General features: G+C 74.0%; 16 protein-coding genes. 5 read left to right on the top strand and 11 right to left on the bottom strand.

Translation table 11 applies throughout. From position 1 onward, the window contains the following. Positions 1 to 120: 120 nt before the first annotated feature. Both CHF16_RS04555 and CHF16_RS04560 read right to left on the bottom strand, forming a co-directional pair. Positions 121 to 480 (bottom strand): VOC family protein, encoded by a 360-nt coding sequence (locus CHF16_RS04555; protein WP_089324637.1) that lies wholly within the window; start codon positions 478 to 480, stop codon positions 121 to 123. After that, positions 477 to 794 carry a hypothetical protein gene (locus tag CHF16_RS04560; protein WP_089324638.1) on the bottom strand — a complete coding sequence of 106 codons (318 nt, stop codon included), beginning with the start codon at positions 792 to 794 and terminating at the stop codon, positions 477 to 479. Before CHF16_RS04560 ends, CHF16_RS04555 begins: the two co-directional genes overlap by 4 nt. 124 nt (positions 795 to 918) lie before the next feature. Here CHF16_RS04560 and CHF16_RS04565 point away from each other — a divergent pair, with 124 nt between their 5' ends. The 4 genes from CHF16_RS04565 (at position 919) to CHF16_RS04580 (ending at position 4,743) form a co-directional block, all read left to right on the top strand. Next, entirely contained in the window at positions 919 to 1,476 is a 558-nt protein-coding gene (locus tag CHF16_RS04565; RefSeq protein WP_089324639.1) for a CGNR zinc finger domain-containing protein, read from the top strand. Positions 1,477 to 1,515: 39 nt separating this feature from the next. Continuing rightward, a complete protein-coding gene (locus tag CHF16_RS04570; RefSeq protein ID WP_089324640.1) occupies positions 1,516 to 2,055 on the top strand; it encodes a GNAT family N-acetyltransferase in 540 nt (179 codons plus the stop codon). A gap of 134 nt (positions 2,056 to 2,189) precedes the next feature. Then, positions 2,190 to 3,842 (top strand): MFS transporter, encoded by a 1,653-nt coding sequence (locus tag CHF16_RS04575; RefSeq protein ID WP_245868215.1) that lies wholly within the window; start codon positions 2,190 to 2,192, stop codon positions 3,840 to 3,842. A gap of 34 nt (positions 3,843 to 3,876) precedes the next feature. Beyond that, complete coding sequence (locus tag CHF16_RS04580) at positions 3,877 to 4,743, top strand: 1,4-dihydroxy-2-naphthoate polyprenyltransferase (protein WP_089324641.1); 867 nt, start codon at positions 3,877 to 3,879, stop codon at positions 4,741 to 4,743. Here CHF16_RS04580 and CHF16_RS04585 read toward each other — a convergent pair. Together CHF16_RS04585 and CHF16_RS04590 are read right to left on the bottom strand one after the other, a co-directional pair. After that, positions 4,707 to 5,717: a hypothetical protein gene (locus tag CHF16_RS04585; RefSeq protein ID WP_143227874.1), complete on the bottom strand. Its 1,011-nt coding sequence runs from the start codon at positions 5,715 to 5,717 to the stop codon at positions 4,707 to 4,709. The genes CHF16_RS04580 and CHF16_RS04585 overlap by 37 nt on opposite strands. Before the next feature lie 82 nt (positions 5,718 to 5,799). Further along, positions 5,800 to 6,474, bottom strand: a complete 675-nt coding sequence (locus tag CHF16_RS04590; protein WP_089324643.1) for a uracil-DNA glycosylase — start codon at positions 6,472 to 6,474, stop codon at positions 5,800 to 5,802. Positions 6,475 to 6,587: 113 nt separating this feature from the next. Between CHF16_RS04590 and modA the strand changes: the two genes are divergently transcribed. Next, complete coding sequence (modA, locus tag CHF16_RS04595) at positions 6,588 to 7,367, top strand: molybdate ABC transporter substrate-binding protein (protein ID WP_089324644.1); 780 nt, start codon at positions 6,588 to 6,590, stop codon at positions 7,365 to 7,367. Positions 7,368 to 7,399: 32 nt separating this feature from the next. Here the strand turns inward: modA and CHF16_RS04600 are convergent, their stop codons facing one another. From CHF16_RS04600 to CHF16_RS04630, 7 genes are all read right to left on the bottom strand, one after another. After that, the gene (locus CHF16_RS04600) at positions 7,400 to 8,239 is read right to left on the bottom strand and encodes an SCO6745 family protein (RefSeq protein WP_218826525.1); all 840 of its coding nucleotides are present in this window, start codon (positions 8,237 to 8,239) and stop codon (positions 7,400 to 7,402) included. A gap of 48 nt (positions 8,240 to 8,287) precedes the next feature. Beyond that, positions 8,288 to 8,728 carry a GNAT family N-acetyltransferase gene (locus tag CHF16_RS04605; RefSeq protein ID WP_089324646.1) on the bottom strand — a complete coding sequence of 147 codons (441 nt, stop codon included), beginning with the start codon at positions 8,726 to 8,728 and terminating at the stop codon, positions 8,288 to 8,290. After that, entirely contained in the window at positions 8,725 to 9,261 is a 537-nt protein-coding gene (locus tag CHF16_RS04610; protein ID WP_089324647.1) for a transglutaminase-like domain-containing protein, read from the bottom strand. Before CHF16_RS04610 ends, CHF16_RS04605 begins: the two co-directional genes overlap by 4 nt. Positions 9,262 to 9,294: 33 nt before the next feature. Further along, positions 9,295 to 10,032, bottom strand: a complete 738-nt coding sequence (gene dapB, locus CHF16_RS04615) for a 4-hydroxy-tetrahydrodipicolinate reductase (RefSeq protein WP_089324648.1) — start codon at positions 10,030 to 10,032, stop codon at positions 9,295 to 9,297. Between the two features lie 37 nt (positions 10,033 to 10,069). Further along, positions 10,070 to 10,693, bottom strand: a complete 624-nt coding sequence (locus CHF16_RS04620; RefSeq protein ID WP_089324649.1) for an FMN-dependent NADH-azoreductase — start codon at positions 10,691 to 10,693, stop codon at positions 10,070 to 10,072. Positions 10,694 to 10,808: 115 nt separating this feature from the next. Next, a complete protein-coding gene (locus CHF16_RS04625; RefSeq protein ID WP_089324650.1) occupies positions 10,809 to 12,128 on the bottom strand; it encodes a M16 family metallopeptidase in 1,320 nt (439 codons plus the stop codon). Positions 12,129 to 12,227: 99 nt separating this feature from the next. Further along, on the bottom strand, positions 12,228 to 14,555 hold the full coding sequence (locus CHF16_RS04630; protein WP_089324882.1) for a polyribonucleotide nucleotidyltransferase: 2,328 nt from the start codon (positions 14,553 to 14,555) through the stop codon (positions 12,228 to 12,230). Positions 14,556 to 14,765: the final 210 nt, after the last annotated feature.

Below are 14,765 nucleotides of genomic sequence, written 5' to 3' on the forward strand. Positions count from 1 at the left end.
CGCGCAGGGTCGGCAGATCCCGTTGAAGGCACCAGGCCAGTCAGGCGTTGGGCCAGACCCCAGCGGGAGGCGCTCACCTACATCATCACTGTCAGGCGGCGCGGCCGGCCCGTGCGGCGGTCAGGCCGTGCAGAGGCAGAACTCGTTGCCCTCGGGGTCGTGCCAGACCTGGAACGGACGCCCGGGGTCGCCCATCGGCTCCCCGTCCGGTACGGCGCCGAGCCGTCGCGCCCGCTCCCCCGCCGCGCGGATGTCGGGTACCTCCAGGTCGAGGTGCAGCCGGTTCTTCACCGCCTTGCCCTCGGGGACGAGCTGGAACGCCAGCACCGGTCCTTCCCCGGCGAGCGGCTCCAGGTCGAGCCAGTCGTCCTCGCGCGAGGTCGTCTTCATGCCGAGCAGCCCGCCCCAGAACGCGGCCATGGCGTCGAGGTCGGCGCAGTCGAAGACGAGCGTGGTCACCTTCGGGGTCGCATCGGTCATCGGGTTCCTCCAGCGGTTCTCGGGACACTGAGTGAGCGGGCGGGGACTGTGCGGGCGGCGGGGCGCGGGGCGGCGGAGCGGGCGGCCGCGCGCCGGCAGCCGCGCACCGGGCGCGGCGGGGCGGGCCGGCGCCGGGCGGTGATCCGCTCCGGCACGCCGCCGAGCAGCCACCGGCGGATCCGGGCGGCCCGCTCGGCGTCGCGGGCGCGGGCCTTCAGCCGCGCCTCCACGATGTCTGCTTGCAGCCGCGCGACCTCCCGCTCCGCCCAGGCATGCCGCATGGCGAGCCCCGCGAAGTACGGCAGCTCGTTCATCTCGTCCTCCTGACGTTGACACCACCTAAACCGTAACGCCGGTGTCTCCACAGTGCAACCAGTCAAACGGGAATGACGGTGTCGAAACTCGGATAGAGTTCTCCTTGGACGAGCAGGAGAAGTCATGACCGACGCGCACCCCGCACCCGACCCCGCGCTGCTGCTGGCGGACTTCGTCAACACGCTCGACATCGACTCCGGGGCGGACGCGATCGCCGCGCCCGGGGGCCTCGCCGCCTGGCTGGCCGAACGGGGGCTCGTACCCGCCGGGACGGCGGCCGGCGACGCCGACGTGGACGCGGCGACCACCCTCCGCGAGGGGCTCCGCGAGGCCATGTCCGCGCACCACGGGCCGCTGGAGGCGGACTTCCCCGCCGGCCTCGACGGCGCCCTCGCCGCCCTGCCGCTGCGGGTCGCGCTCACCGGGCCGCGCCCGGCCCTCGTCCCGGTCGACCCGGCCGGCACGGCCGCCGCCGGCCTCGCCCGCGTCGCCGCCGCGATCATGGACGCGGTCGCCGCCGGGACGTGGCCCCGGCTGAAGGTCTGCCAGGAGGACACCTGCCGCTGGGCGTTCCTCGACACGTCCAAGAACCGCTCCCGCGCCTGGTGCTCGATGCGCGTCTGCGGCAACCGCACCAAGACCCGCGCCTACCGGGCCCGGCGCCGCACCCCGGCTCGCTAGGGTGGGCGGCGGATTTCCGAGCGAGGACGGGGGGACGGCATGGCCGATGTGGGGGTGCGGCCCGCGCGCCGCGCGGACGCGGCCGCCGTCGCCGCCGTCCAGGTGCGGGCGTGGCGGCACGGGTACCGCGACCTGCTGCCGGCCGGCGTCCTCGACCGGGTGACCTCGGACGAGGCCGTCGAGGCGTGGCGGGAGCGGTGGGCGCAGGCCGCCGAGGCGCCGCCGACCCCCCGGCACCGGCTGCTGGTCGCGGTGGCGTCCGACCTGGTCGTGGGGTTCGCGGCGCACGGCCCCGCCGAGGACGCCGACCTCGACGCCGCCGCCACCGCGGAGCTGATCACCCTGCTGGTCGACCCGCCGCACGCCCGCGCCGGGCACGGCAGCCGGCTGCTCGCCGCGACCGCCGACCTGCTCCGCGAGGACGGCTTCACCACCCTCGTCAGCTGGGTCTTCGAGGACGACGAGGTCACCCGGACGTTCCTCGGCTCGGCCGGCTGGGGTCCCGACGGCACCGCCCGGACGCTCGACATGGGCGAGCCCGTCCGGCAGATCCGGCTGCACACCGACATCAGCGCCTGACGGCCCGGTTCCCCGCGACCGGTCCCGGCGACGGTGCCCGGCGACGGTGCCCGGCGGCCGCGGGACGCGCCGCCTCCGCCCGCTAAGCAGGGGTCGGTGAGGTGCACTCCCGGCTCGGCAATATCTTTGAGGTCGTGCCCGAGTCCCCTTCCCTGACCCCGCCGCGCCCCGCCGCGGCGGCGCCCGCCGTCCGGCACCGCCGGCTGGTCATGGCCGTGATCAGCCTCGGCGTCTCGCTGATCATCGTGGACGCCACGATCGTCGGCGTGCTGCTCCCCCGGATCGTCGCGGACCTGGGCCTCACCACCACCGACGCCGAGTGGGTCACCTCCGTCTACGCGCTGGTGTTCGCGGCGCTGCTGATCCCCTGCGGCCGGGCCGGCGACCTGTTCGGGCGGCGCCGGATGTTCGTGCTCGGCACCGCGGTGTTCGCGGCGGCGAGCGTCGCCGCCGCGCTCGCCGGGGGCGGGTCGGCCCTGATCGGCGCGCGGGCGCTGCAGGGCGTCGGCGCCTCGATGGTCATGCCGGCCGCGCTGTCCACGCTGAACACCGTCTTCACCGGGCGGGACCGGGCCGTCGCGTTCGCCGTCTGGGGCTCGATGATCAGCGGCATGGCGGCGCTCGGCCCGCTGCTCGGCGGCGCCGTCGCGGCCGGCGGCGGCTGGCGCTGGGCGTTCGGGATCAACCTGCCGCTCGGCGCCGCGCTCACCGCCGCGGCGCTGCGGCTGCTGCCGGAGACCCGGCGGCCGGGCGGCGGAGGCGCCCGCCGCGAGATCGACTGGGCGGGCGGGCTGCTGTCGGCGCTCGGGCTCGGCGCGCTCGTCTGCGGGATCATCGAGGGGCAGACGTACGGCTGGTGGGCCGCGACCCGCCCGTTCTCGATGGCCGGGTTCCACTGGCCGGAGACGGGCCTGTCGCCCGTCCCGGTGGTCCTCGCGCTCGGCGCGGTGCTCATCGCCGCGCTGGTCGTCGTGGAGCGCTCCAGGGCGGCGGCCGGGCGTCCGGTGATGCTCGACATGGACCTGTTCCGCATCCCGAACTTCCGGCGCGGCAACCTGGCGTCCGCCCTCATCAACGTCGGCGAGCTGGGGCTGCTGTTCGTCCTCCCGCTGTTCCTGCTGGGCGTGCACGGCACCGGGCCGGTGCAGATCAGCCTGGCCGTCCTGCCGCTCGCGGTCGGGGCGTTCCTGTCCGGCGGGTACGCGGGGCGGCTCGCGAACCGGCGCGGCCCGCACCGGGTCGTCCAGGGGGGCATGGTCCTGGAGGTCGGCGCGGTCCTCGGCCTGGCCCTCACCGTGTCGCCGACGACGGGCGGGCTCGGGCTCGCGCCCTGGATGCTGCTGTACGGGATCGGCCTCGGCCTGACGTCGGCGCAGCTCACGAACGTGTCCCTGGCGGACGTCCCGCCGGAGCGGTCCGGGCAGGCGTCCGGCACCCAGTCGACGGCGCGGCAGGTGGGCGCGGCCCTCGGCATCGCCGCGATCGGGACGGTGTTCGCCACCAGCCTCGGGCACGCGATGGCCGACCGGCTCGCCGCGGAGTCGGCGCTGCCGCCCGCGCGGCAGGCCGCGATGGCGCACGAGCTGCGGGAGAGCGCCGGGACCTACGGCCGCGACCTGCACGCCGCGCCGGAGCTGGCGGTGGAGGCGCGCGCGGCCGACGCCGGGCTCGCCACCGCCACCCGGCACGCGGCGCTCACCACCGCGGCGATCCTCGCGCTCGGCCTCGCCGCGTCGCTGCGGCTGCGTCCGGGCGGTGATCCCCATCGGGGAGAATCGAAGCGGTAGTCCCCCTGTCGTCCCACGAGAACAAGCGGTAACTGTGGCCACGCTCTCCCAATGGGTCGCCGGATCCCGGCCCCGCACCCTGCCCGCCTCCCTCGTTCCCGTCGTCGTCGGCACCGGCGTCGCGGTCGGCGAGGGCGAACCCGTCTGGTGGCGCGCCGTCCTCGCCGGGTTCGTCGCCCTCGCCCTGCAGATCGGGGTGAACTACTCCAACGACTACAGCGACGGCGTCCGCGGCACCGACGAGGACCGCGTCGGCCCGCTGCGGCTCGTCGGGTCGAAGGCGGCGCCGCCCAAGCAGGTCCTCGCCGCCGCGCTCGGCTGCTTCCTCGCCGCCGCGGTCGCCGGGCTCGTGCTCGCCGCCGTGACCACCTGGTGGCTGCTGCTGGTCGGCGCGGTCGCCATCCTCGCCGCCTGGTTCTACACCGGCGGCAAGACGCCCTACGGCTACCGCGCCCTCGGCGAGGTGTCGGTCTTCGTGTTCTTCGGCCTCGTCGCCGTCGTCGGGACGGTCTACGTCCAGGTCGAGGCGCTGCCGTGGGAGGCGTGGGCGGCGGCGGTCCCGGTCGGGCTGCTGGCCTGCGCGCTGCTCGTCGCGAACAACCTGCGCGACATCCCGACCGACCGGGAGTCCGGCAAGCGGACCCTCGCCGTGCTGCTCGGCGGGCCCTGGACCCGCATCCTGTACGCGGCGTGCGCCGCGCTGCCGTTCATGGTCGTGCTGGCGCTGGCGGCGCCGCACCCGTGGGCGCTGCTGGCGCTGCTCGCCGCGCCGCTGTCGCTGCCGCCGACGCAGAAGGTGCTGAACGGCGCGACCGGCCCCGCCCTGATCCCCGTGCTGGGCGAGACCGGCCGGCTCCAGATCGCCTACGGCGCGCTGCTCGCGATCGGCCTCGCGCTCTGACGCTCGGTGAGCAGGGCCGCGCCGGCGACCGCCATGAGCAGCCCGGCGAACAGCCCGGCGAGCGCGGTGAGGCCGGCGCCCGCGGTCGTGTCGGACGCCATCGCGGCGGGGCGGCCGAGCATCAGCACCAGCATGTAGAGCGACCAGGAGAACGTGGTGGCCGCACCGACCCAGGCGGCGGCCAGCGGTAGGACGAACCGCTCCGGGCGGCCGCGGCGCCGGACGACCGCGAGCAGGGCGGCGGCCCCGGCGAGCGCCAGCCCGCCCCACACGCCGTCGCTCAGGTGCTGGGTCAGGTGCCGGTCGGACAGCTCGGCCTCGCGGAGCCCGGCCGTCCCGCCGAACGCCCAGAAGAGGTGGACCGCCGCGAAGACCGCCGCGAACACGCTCGCCGTGCCCGCCAGCAGCACCTGCAGCGGATGGGTCGCGCCCCTGGGGACGTCCCGGGTGCGGACGGTGAAGACGTCCGCCCACCGGTCGCGGGCGTACAGGACGAAGGCCGTGAGCAGCCCGAGCCCCTGCCCGGTGAACCCCCCGTACACGACGGCGTAGACCCAGCCCTGGAGCCCGTTGTCGCCCACCGACAGCGAGCCGGGCGCGAAGAGCGCCTGCAGCAGCGTGCCGAGCGGGACGGCGAGGACGATCGGCGCGAGCAGCCCGACCGCGATCCAGATGGGCGCGAGCACCAGCCACGCCGGGACGCGCCGCCCCCACGGGAACGTGAACGCCAGCGCGACCAGCACGGCCACCGCGTCCAGGCCCATGGTGATCGCGTTGCCGACGTAGAGCGCGGAGTCCCGCGCCGCCTCGGCGTCGTTCCAGCCGATCGTGCTGCCGGCCAGCCAGGCGGTCTTGATGGTGAGGTAGGGGACGCACGCGGCGATCGTCGCGGCGCACACGGCCAGGCGCAGGCGGCCCGGCCCGCCGCGCGCCGCCCGCGTCCGCCCGGTGAGTGCAGGGGCTGTAACGGTCATGCCCCGACGATGCTCCAGGACGGCCGCCGCGGGCTTCCCGCCGCCGGGGGAACCGGCTCCCCCGGCGGACGGAGCCCGCCCCCTACCCCCAGGCGATCTCGGCCAGGCCCGCGTCGACGAGGGCCTTGTTGACCGCGCTGAACGGGCGCGTCCCGAAGAACTTCTTCGCGCTGAGCGGGCTCGGGTGCGCGGACTCGATCACGGTGTGCTGCGGCCCGGTGATCAGGCGGGCCTTCTTGCGGGCGTAGGCGCCCCAGAGCACGAACACGACCCGCTCGGTCTTGTCGTTCAGCGCGCGGATCGCGGCGTCGGTGAAGTCCTCCCAGCCCTTGCCGGCGTGCGAGCCCGCCTCGCCCGCGCGGACGGTCAGCACCGCGTTCAGCAGCAGCACGCCCTGGTCGGCCCAGCGGGTGAGGTCGCCGGACGCCGGCACCGGGACCTCGAGGTCGGCGGCCAGCTCCTTGTAGATGTTGCGCAGCGACGGCGGCAGCCGCACCCCGTCCCGGACGCTGAAGCTCAGCCCGTGCGCCTGGCCGGGGCCGTGGTAGGGGTCCTGCCCGAGGATCAGCACCCGGGTGCCCGCGAACGAGCAGTGCCGGAACGCGTTGAAGAGGTCCTCGCGCGGCGGGTAGACGGTCTGCTCCGCGTACTCCCCCGCGACGAACGCGCCCAGCGCGGCGGTGGCGATCGGGTCGAGCAGCGGGTCGAGCCGCTCCCGCCAGTCGCCGGGCAGCAGTTCCATCAGGTCGAGGGACATCGTCGGGCCTCCGAGAACGTGATCTCCAGTTGCCGGAAACACTAGTGCGCGGCACTGACACGCCAGGGCCGAATCACGGGCCCGCGAAGGGCCCGACCGTAGGATGACGCCATATGCCCCATACCCCCCGTAGGCGGCGCCTCCGCGCGTCCGTGCTGCTCGCCGCGCTCTCCGTGCCCGCACTCGGAACGGGCTGCGGCGGCTCGTCCGGGCCGGTGACGCTGACCGTCCTCGCCAGCTCCGCCCTGACCGAGGTCTTCGGCGAGATGGGGACGGCCTACCACCAGGAGCATCCGGGCGTCCGGCTGCGGTTCGTGTTCGGCGGCTCCCCGGAGATCGTCGACCGCCTGTCGGACCACGACCCCGCCGACGTCCTGGTGACCGCCGACAAGACGGCTCTGGAGGGTGCCGAGGGCCACCTGGCCGGACGCCCCCGGATCGTCACGCACGACACGCTCACCATCGCGGTCGCCCCCGGCAACCCGAAGCGCATCCGCGGCCTGCGCGACCTGCGGCGCCCGGGGCTGCGCGTGGTGGTCGGCGCGGGCTCGGTCCCGGTCGGGCGCTACACCCGCCGGGTCCTGGCGAAGTCGGCGCTGACCGTCCGCTGGAACTCCGAGGAGATCAGCTCCCGGGCCGTGCTGGACCAGATCCGCTCCGGGGAGGCCGACGCGGGGATCGTCTACATCACCGACCTGCGCTCGGCGGGCGTGGCGGCGAGCAGCGTGGCCATCCCCGCGAAGCAGAACGTCACCGCCGCCTTCCCCGCCGTGCCGGTGGTGGACTCCGAGCACCCCGAGGAGGCGGCGGCGTTCGTCACCTGGCTGCTCAAGCCCACCGCGCAGAAGCTGTTCCACAAGTACGGGTTCCCCAACCCCGCTTCCCCGCGCTGAGCCCACCCGCACGGGCCAGCCTTCGCACGGGCTCAGCCGACGCGGGGCAGGCCGATCGGGTTGGGGAAGGGCATCTCGCCCGCCGCCGCCGTCGCCGCCGGGACCAGCGACGCGCGGAGCGCCTCCGGGTCTGCCAGGACGCCGTACGGACGCGCGGCCAGCTCGTCGGTGCGCAGCTCGATGCGCTCCTTGAGCGCCCGTCCCTCCTCGGTCGCCTCCCCCTGGGCCAGCAGACCGCGGCGGGCCAGCGCTTCGGCCGCCGCGTCCCACTCCTCGGGCGACCATCCGCGGCTCTGCTGCATCCGCTCCGCCGGGACGGCGCCGATGGCGGACGCCAGGACGTTCGCCTCCAGGCCGCTCAGCCCCTCGGCGGCGAGCAGGGCGACATGCCCGTCGCCCCGGTGCTCGCGCAGCGCCGTGGCCGCCTGCCAGAGCGCCTCCACGGGATCGTCCGGGACGTCCAGGTCGCGGTTGGCCGCGAACAGTGGGCGGCCTCCCGCGTCCGCCGCGAGGACGACCTCGTGCAGGAGCGGCGCGGCCGTCACCGCGACGCCGTCGATCCCGGGGAAGAGCCGGCGCAGTGCGCGCGCCGCCGCCGCGCCCCGCACCCGCAGGATGTTCTCGGGCGGCACGAAGCTCCACGCGTCGGGGACGGCCCGCCGTACCCGTGCCGGGTGGAAGCCGTAGAACGCGGCCTCGACCGTCCCCGCCGAGACCGCCCCGAGCGGTGCGGCCCGGCTGCCGAAGTAGCCCATCCAGAAGCCCTTGAACCCGGCGTCCTTGTTGGCCGCCAGGCACTCCTCGGCGAAGTACGTCACCGCGTGCAGCGGCTCGACGACCTTCCACATGTCCCGCGCGAACGTCGCATCCACCCGGCGAACGCTAAGCCGCCGCCGCTCCCGGCACAACCCCGCCGGCGCTCAGGTCAGGAGTCGGTGGAACAGCACCCGGTCGGTCGCGGGACCGTCGTGCGCGGGGGTCAGCGCGGCGGTGAAGCCCATGGCCTTGTGGAAGGCGATGGAACCGGTGTTCTGCGGGGACGTGAGCGCCCGGACGCTCGTGCGGCCGTCCGCGCGGGCCAAGTCGAAGAACGTCTCGTACAGGCGGCGGGCCAGGCCGGTGCCGCGGAACGCGGGGTTCACGCCGACGAAGTGGATGTAGGCGGTGTCGGGCAGGGACGGCGACAGGAAGCCGACGAGGAAGCCCGCGAGCTCGTCCGGGGTCTCCGCCACGAGGCTGGTGCGGTGGAAGTGGTCGAGGAACAGGCGGGGCAGGATATGACGCACCGCGCGGCCCCACCAGTCGTCCACGACCTCGATGATGCGGTCGTAGTCGGCGGGCGTGGCGGCGCGGAGGTTCATCGGAGCGGTGCGGGGAGGGCGGCGGGCCTCGGCATGGCCTTGAGTCCCTCCAGGACGGACTCCGGTGGTGCCGCGTAGACCGTGGGCAGCACCGGGTCGTCGGGGAACGCCAGGCAGTGCTCGGACGCGGAGAACTGCACGTCGATGCCCGGCTTGTTGCCCCGGGGGTCGAGCATGACCCAGCGGTCGTCCACCAGGGCGGCGGTGAGCCCGTGCAGGATGCCCGCCGACTCCTGGTAGCACAGCCCGGCCTGGACGCCCCCCGCGCGCAGCAGGGCGACGTAGGCGTGGGACTTGGCGTAGCAGAGGCCCGTCCGCTGGTCGAGGACGTCGGAGGCCCGCCAGGGGACGCGCGTGTCGCCGGCGTCCATGGAGTGGGCCACCTTGTCGCGGACGTGCTCGAACGCGGCGCGGGCGTAGGCGATGTCGTCGCCGGTGCGCAGCTCCGAGGCGATCGACTGGACGAGCGGGTGCTCGATGTCGATCGCCTCGGACGCAGCGAGGTAGTCCCAGGGCTCGGCGGCGAAGTCCATCACGATCCGGAGTCCATCACGATCCGAAGGCCGTCAGAGGCCGAGCAGCGACTCGATGCCGAGTGTGAGGCGATCCAGCTCGGGGACCTTGCGGACGGCGAGCAGCACGCCCGGCATGAACGACTCGCGGTTCATCGAGTCGTGCCGGATCGTGAACAGCTCGCCGTGGCCGCCGAGGACGACCTCCTGGTGGGCGACGGCGCCGGACATCCGGACCGCGTGCACGCGCACGCCGTCCACGTCGGCGCCGCGGGCGCCCGCGACCTCCGAGACCGTCGCGTCCGGGGAGGCGGCCACCCCGGCCTCCGCGCGGGCGGCGGCCACCAGCTCGGCGGTGCGGTAGGCGGTGCCGGAGGGGGCGTCGGCCTTGTTCGGGTGGTGCGTCTCGACGATCTCGACGGACTCGAAGAACGGCGCGGCCCGCTGGGCGAAGTGCATCATCAGGACCGCGCCGATCCCGAAGTTCGGGGCGATGAGGACGTTCCCCGAGGAGTCGTCGGTCAGCCAGGAGCGGACCGTGTCGAGGCGGGACGGGTCGAACCCGGTGGTGCCGACGACGGCGTGCAGGCCGTGCTCCACGCACCACTTGAGGTTGTCCATGACGACGCCGGGGTGGGTGAAGTCGACCACGACCTCGGCGGCGGCGAGCGCGTCGAGCTCGTCGCCCTGGTCGACGGCCGCGACGAGCTCCATGTCGCCGGCTCCCTGCACGGCACGGCACACCTCGGCCCCCATGCGGCCCCGCGCGCCCAGCACCCCGACCTTTGTCACGTGTTCCTCCCGGTTGGCGTCCCGCCCGAGCCTATCGTCAGAAGCGCTTGCCCAGCTCCCGCGCCTCGGCGTGGGCGGCGCGGCGGCCGGTCTCGGCGTCGGCGGTGGCGAGGTTGGGCCGGAACTCGACCGTGCTGAGCTCGGTGATCCCCGTCCAGCGCAGCCAGCCCTCCAGGAAGGGCGCCTGGTGGTCGCGGCCGAACGCCGGCGGGCGGCCCTCCCCGTAGACGGCGCTCGTGTAGACGACGGCGGCCTTCTTGCCCTGGAGCAGGCCGCTGTACCCCTTCTCGGGGTCGAACGCGAACACCCAGCCGGGCTGGGAGACCACGTCGATGAACTGCTTGAGGACGTACGGCACGCTGGAGTTCCACATGGGGACGCTGAACAGGTAGCGGTCGTAGGAGTCGAAGCGCTCGAACACGGCGCGGGCGGCCCGCCAAGCGGCGGCCTGGTCGCCGGACGGGTCGTCCCCGGCGAGCACGGTCATCTTGGCTCCGGCGCCGGCCGGGCCGAACGCGGGCAGGGTGCCGTCCCACAGGTCGAAGTGGTCGACGGCGTCGCCGTGGACCTCGCGGTAGGCGTCCAGGAAGGACTCCGCGATCGCCAGGGACTCGGACGCGGCGCCCCGGGGGGACGCGGAGATGTGCAGCAGGCGGGACATGAGGGGGTCCTCTCCGACGAAGACATGCGGACCGCAGTCCGGTTACCCGTGGCACGGTAACGGACTGCGGTCCGCTTGACAAGTCTCCGCCGGACGCCCGCGGCGGGCGGACGGGTCAGGCGGTGAAGTCCCGGTCGCCGACTGGGCCGATCACCGTGAGGGCCTGCGGCGCCGACAGCACCTCGCGGGCGATGGCGCGGACGTCGTCGAGGGTCACGGCCTCGATGCGGGCCAGCACCTCGTCCACCGGCAGCAGCGACTCGTACACCAGCTCGCTCTTGCCGATGCGGCTCATGCGGGAGCCGGTGTCCTCCAGGCCGAGCACCATCGCGCCGCGCAGCTGGCCCTTCCCGCGCTCCAGCTCCTCGTCGGTGAGGCACTCGTCGGCGGCCCGGCCCAGCTCGTCCCGGCAGATCGACAGGACCTCCTCGGCCTTGGCGGGCTGGCAGCCCGCGTAGACGCCGAAGATGCCGGAGTCGGCGTACTGGGCGGTGTAGCTGTAGACCGAGTAGGCCAGGCCCCGCTTCTCCCGGATCTCCTGGAACAGGCGGGACGACATGCCCCCGCCGAGCGCGGCGTTCAGGACCCCGAGCGCGAACCGGCGGTCGTCGGTGCGCGAGACCCCGGCGCCGCCGAGGATGATGTGCGCCTGCTCGGTGTCCTTGTCGATCACCACGCTGCGCGGGTCGACCGGCGCGGGCGCCCCGTCCAGCCGCGGCGGGGCCGGCTCGCCCTCGCCGGCCAGGTGACCGGCGAACGCCTCCGACACCAGCCGCACGACCTCGTCGTGGTCGATGTTGCCGGCCACCGACACCACCAGCTTGGACGGGACGTAGTGCTCCCGGTAGTAGCCGTGGATCCGGTCCCGCGACAGGGCGTTGATCGAGTCCTCGGTGCCGAGGATCGGGCGGCCGAGCGGGGTGTCGCCGTACAGCGCGGTGGAGAACTCGTCGTGGATGAGGTCGCCCGGGTCGTCGTCGCGCATGTGGATCTCTTCGAGGATCACCCCGCGCTCGGCCTCGACGTCCTCGGGCCGGTTCACCGAGTCGGCCACCATGTCGGACACCACGTCCACGGCGAGCGGGAGGTCGCTGTCCAGGACCCGCGCGTAGTAGCAGGTGTACTCCTTGGCGGTGAACGCGTTGAGGTCGCCGCCGACCGCGTCGACCGCCGCGGAGATCTCCAGGGCCGAGCGCCGCCGCGTCCCCTTGAACAGCACGTGCTCCAGGTAGTGGCTGGCCCCCGCGTCGGCGGGGGCCTCGTCACGGGAGCCGACCGCCGACCAGATGCCGAACGCGGCGGACCGCACGGTCGGCATCGTCTCGGTGATGATCCGCAGCCCGCCGGGCAGCACGGTGCGGCGCACCGCGCCGGCCCCGTCGGTGTGGATCGTGGTGGTGGTGCCGGGCTCCTGCGCCCGCGCCGGCAGCGTCACGTGTCGCTCGCATTCCGGTTGGTGGAAGGTCGGAGAAAGCGACCGACCGGCGCGTCCCGCAGCGGACGCTGCGGGACGGCCGGTCGGTCGTCGCACGGGTCAGGAGTTGCGCTGGCCGGACTCGTCGCCGCGGCGGGTGCGGCGGCGGCGCGGGCGGCGGTCGCCCTCGTCGCGGCGCTCCCGGCGCTCGCCGGAGTCGCCGTCGTCGGCGGCGGCCGGGGCAGCGCCGTCGCCGGCGTCGCCCTTCTCGGCGGCCTCGCGCTCGACCACCTCGACCGGCACCAGCGACAGCTTGCCGCGCTGGTCGATCTCGGTGACCTCGACCTGGATCTTCTCACCGACGCCCATGACGTCCTCGACGTTCTCGATCCGGGCGCCGCCGTGCAGCTTGCGGATCTGCGAGACGTGCAGCAGGCCGTCCTTGCCGGGCAGCAGCGACACGAACGCGCCGAACGTGGTGGTCTTGACGACGGTGCCGAGGAACCGCTCGCCGACCTCCGGCATGTGCGGGTTCGCGATCGAGTTGATCGCCTGCCGGGCGGCCTCGGCGGACGGGCCGTCGGTGGCGCCGACGTAGATGGTGCCGTCGTCCTCGATCGTGATGTCGGCGCCGGTGTCGTCCTGGATCGAGTTGATCATCTTGCCCTTGGGGCCGATGACCTCGCCGATCTTGTCGACCGGGACCTTGATCGTGATGATCCGCGGCGCGTTCGGGCTCATCTCGGCGGGCGCCTCGATGGCCTCCTGCATCACGTCCAGGATCGCCAGCCGCGCGCCCTTGGCCTGCCGCAGCGCGGCGGCCAGCACCGAGGCGGGGATGCCGTCGAGCTTGGTGTCGAGCTGCAGCGCGGTGATCAGGTCGCGGGTGCCGGCGACCTTGAAGTCCATGTCGCCGAAGGCGTCCTCGGCGCCGAGGATGTCGGTGAGGGTGACGTACTCGCCGCCCTCGTTGATCAGCCCCATCGCGATGCCCGCCACCATCTGCTTGAGCGGGACGCCCGCGTCCAGCAGCGACATCGTGGACGCGCAGACCGAGCCCATCGAGGTCGAGCCGTTGGAGCCGAGCGCCTCCGACACCTGCCGGATCGCGTACGGGAACTCCTCGCGGGACGGCAGCACCGGGATCAGCGCGCGCTCGGCGAGCGCGCCGTGCCCGATCTCGCGCCGCTTCGGCGAGCCGACCCGGCCGGTCTCACCGGTGGAGTACGGCGGGAAGTTGTAGTTGTGCATGTAGCGCTTGGTGCGCTCGGGGTTCAGCGTGTCGATCGTCTGCTCCATGCGGAGCATGTTCAGCGTCGTCACGCCGAGGATCTGGGTCTCGCCGCGCTCGAACAGCGCCGAGCCGTGCACGCGCGGGACGACGTGCGCCTCCGCGGTGAGCTGGCGGATGTCCTTCGGCCCGCGGCCGTCCATGCGCAGCCCGTCGCGGATGACCCGCTCGCGGACCAGCTTCTTGGTGACGGCGCGGTAGGCGGCGGAGATCTCCTTCTCGCGCCCCTCGAACTGCTCGGCGAGCTTCTCGGCGGCGGCCGCCTTGATCTCGTCGAGCCGGGTCTCGCGCTCCTGCTTGCCGGCGATGGTGAGCGCCTGCGCGAGGTCGCCGCTGACGGCGTCGGTGACGGCGGCGAGCACGTCGTCCTGGTAGTCCAGGAAGATCGGGTACTCGGCGGTCTCCTTGGCGGCGACGGCGGCGAGGTCGCTCTGCGCCTTGCACAGCACCTTGATGAACGGCTTGGCCGCCTCCAGGCCCGCGGCGACGATCTCCTCGGTCGGGGCGGTGGCGCCCTCGGCGACGAGCTTGAGCGTGTCGCGGGTGGACTCCGCCTCGACCATCATGATCGCGACGTCGCCGTCGGCCAGCACGCGGCCGGCCACGACCATGTCGAACGTGGCGCGCTCGAGCTCGGGGTGCGTCGGGAAGCCGACCCACTCGCCCTCGATCAGCGCGACGCGGACGCCGCCGATCGGGCCGGAGAACGGCAGCCCGGCCAGCTGGGTGGACATCGAGGCGGCGTTGATCGCCACGACGTCGTACAGGTGGTCGGGGTGCAGCGCCATGATCGTCTCGACGATCTGGATCTCGTTGCGCAGGCCCTTGGTGAACGACGGGCGCAGCGGCCGGTCGATCAGCCGGCAGGTGAGGATCGCGTCCTCCGAGGGCCGGCCCTCGCGGCGGAAGAACGAGCCGGGGATGCGCCCGGCCGCGTACATCCGCTCCTCGACGTCCACGGTCAGCGGGAAGAAGTCCAGGTTCTCCTTGGGCTTCTTCGACGCGGTGGTCGCCGACAGCACCATCGTCTCGTCGTCGAGGTAGGCGACGGCCGAGCCGGCCGCCTGCCGGGCCAGCCGGCCCGTCTCGAAGCGGATGGTGCGGGTGCCGAACGCGCCGTTGTCGATCACGGCCTCGGTGCTCTGCGCTCCGTCGATGCGCACGGCTTCTGTCACGGGAAACCTCCTCAGGGTTCCATGTCGGTCCTCGCGGCCGTTTCCCGTGGCTTGTCACGCTGCCGGTCTTCGATCGAAGCACCCGGATCGAGACCCCCGCCGTGCGCGGCGGAACTGATCCGGAAGCCACTACCGAGGACCGGCCCGCACCAGCGGTGTCCGCGAGGCTTGTCTGCTCTGCAGTTGTGGCCG

The sequence above is a fragment of the Actinomadura meyerae genome, from assembly GCF_900188445.1.
In the GTDB taxonomy this organism is placed as follows: Bacteria; Actinomycetota; Actinomycetes; order Streptosporangiales; family Streptosporangiaceae; genus Spirillospora; species Spirillospora meyerae.

What these genes read in the sequence shown, in the direction of transcription:
- CHF16_RS04620 (WP_089324649.1), bottom strand. Translation starts at nt 10,693, where the DNA reads ATGTCCCGCCTGCTGCACATCTCCGCGTCCCCCCGGGGCGCCGCGTCC.
- modA (WP_089324644.1), top strand. Translation starts at nt 6,588, where the DNA reads ATGCCCCATACCCCCCGTAGGCGGCGCCTCCGCGCGTCCGTGCTGCTC.
- CHF16_RS04555 (WP_089324637.1), bottom strand. Translation starts at nt 480, where the DNA reads ATGACCGATGCGACCCCGAAGGTGACCACGCTCGTCTTCGACTGCGCC.
- CHF16_RS04570 (WP_089324640.1), top strand. Translation starts at nt 1,516, where the DNA reads ATGGCCGATGTGGGGGTGCGGCCCGCGCGCCGCGCGGACGCGGCCGCC.
- CHF16_RS04590 (WP_089324643.1), bottom strand. Translation starts at nt 6,474, where the DNA reads ATGTCCCTCGACCTGATGGAACTGCTGCCCGGCGACTGGCGGGAGCGG.
- CHF16_RS04585 (WP_143227874.1), bottom strand. Translation starts at nt 5,717, where the DNA reads ATGACCGTTACAGCCCCTGCACTCACCGGGCGGACGCGGGCGGCGCGC.
- CHF16_RS04565 (WP_089324639.1), top strand. Translation starts at nt 919, where the DNA reads ATGACCGACGCGCACCCCGCACCCGACCCCGCGCTGCTGCTGGCGGAC.
- CHF16_RS04560 (WP_089324638.1), bottom strand. Translation starts at nt 794, where the DNA reads ATGAACGAGCTGCCGTACTTCGCGGGGCTCGCCATGCGGCATGCCTGG.
- CHF16_RS04610 (WP_089324647.1), bottom strand. Translation starts at nt 9,261, where the DNA reads ATGGACTTCGCCGCCGAGCCCTGGGACTACCTCGCTGCGTCCGAGGCG.
- CHF16_RS04605 (WP_089324646.1), bottom strand. Translation starts at nt 8,728, where the DNA reads ATGAACCTCCGCGCCGCCACGCCCGCCGACTACGACCGCATCATCGAG.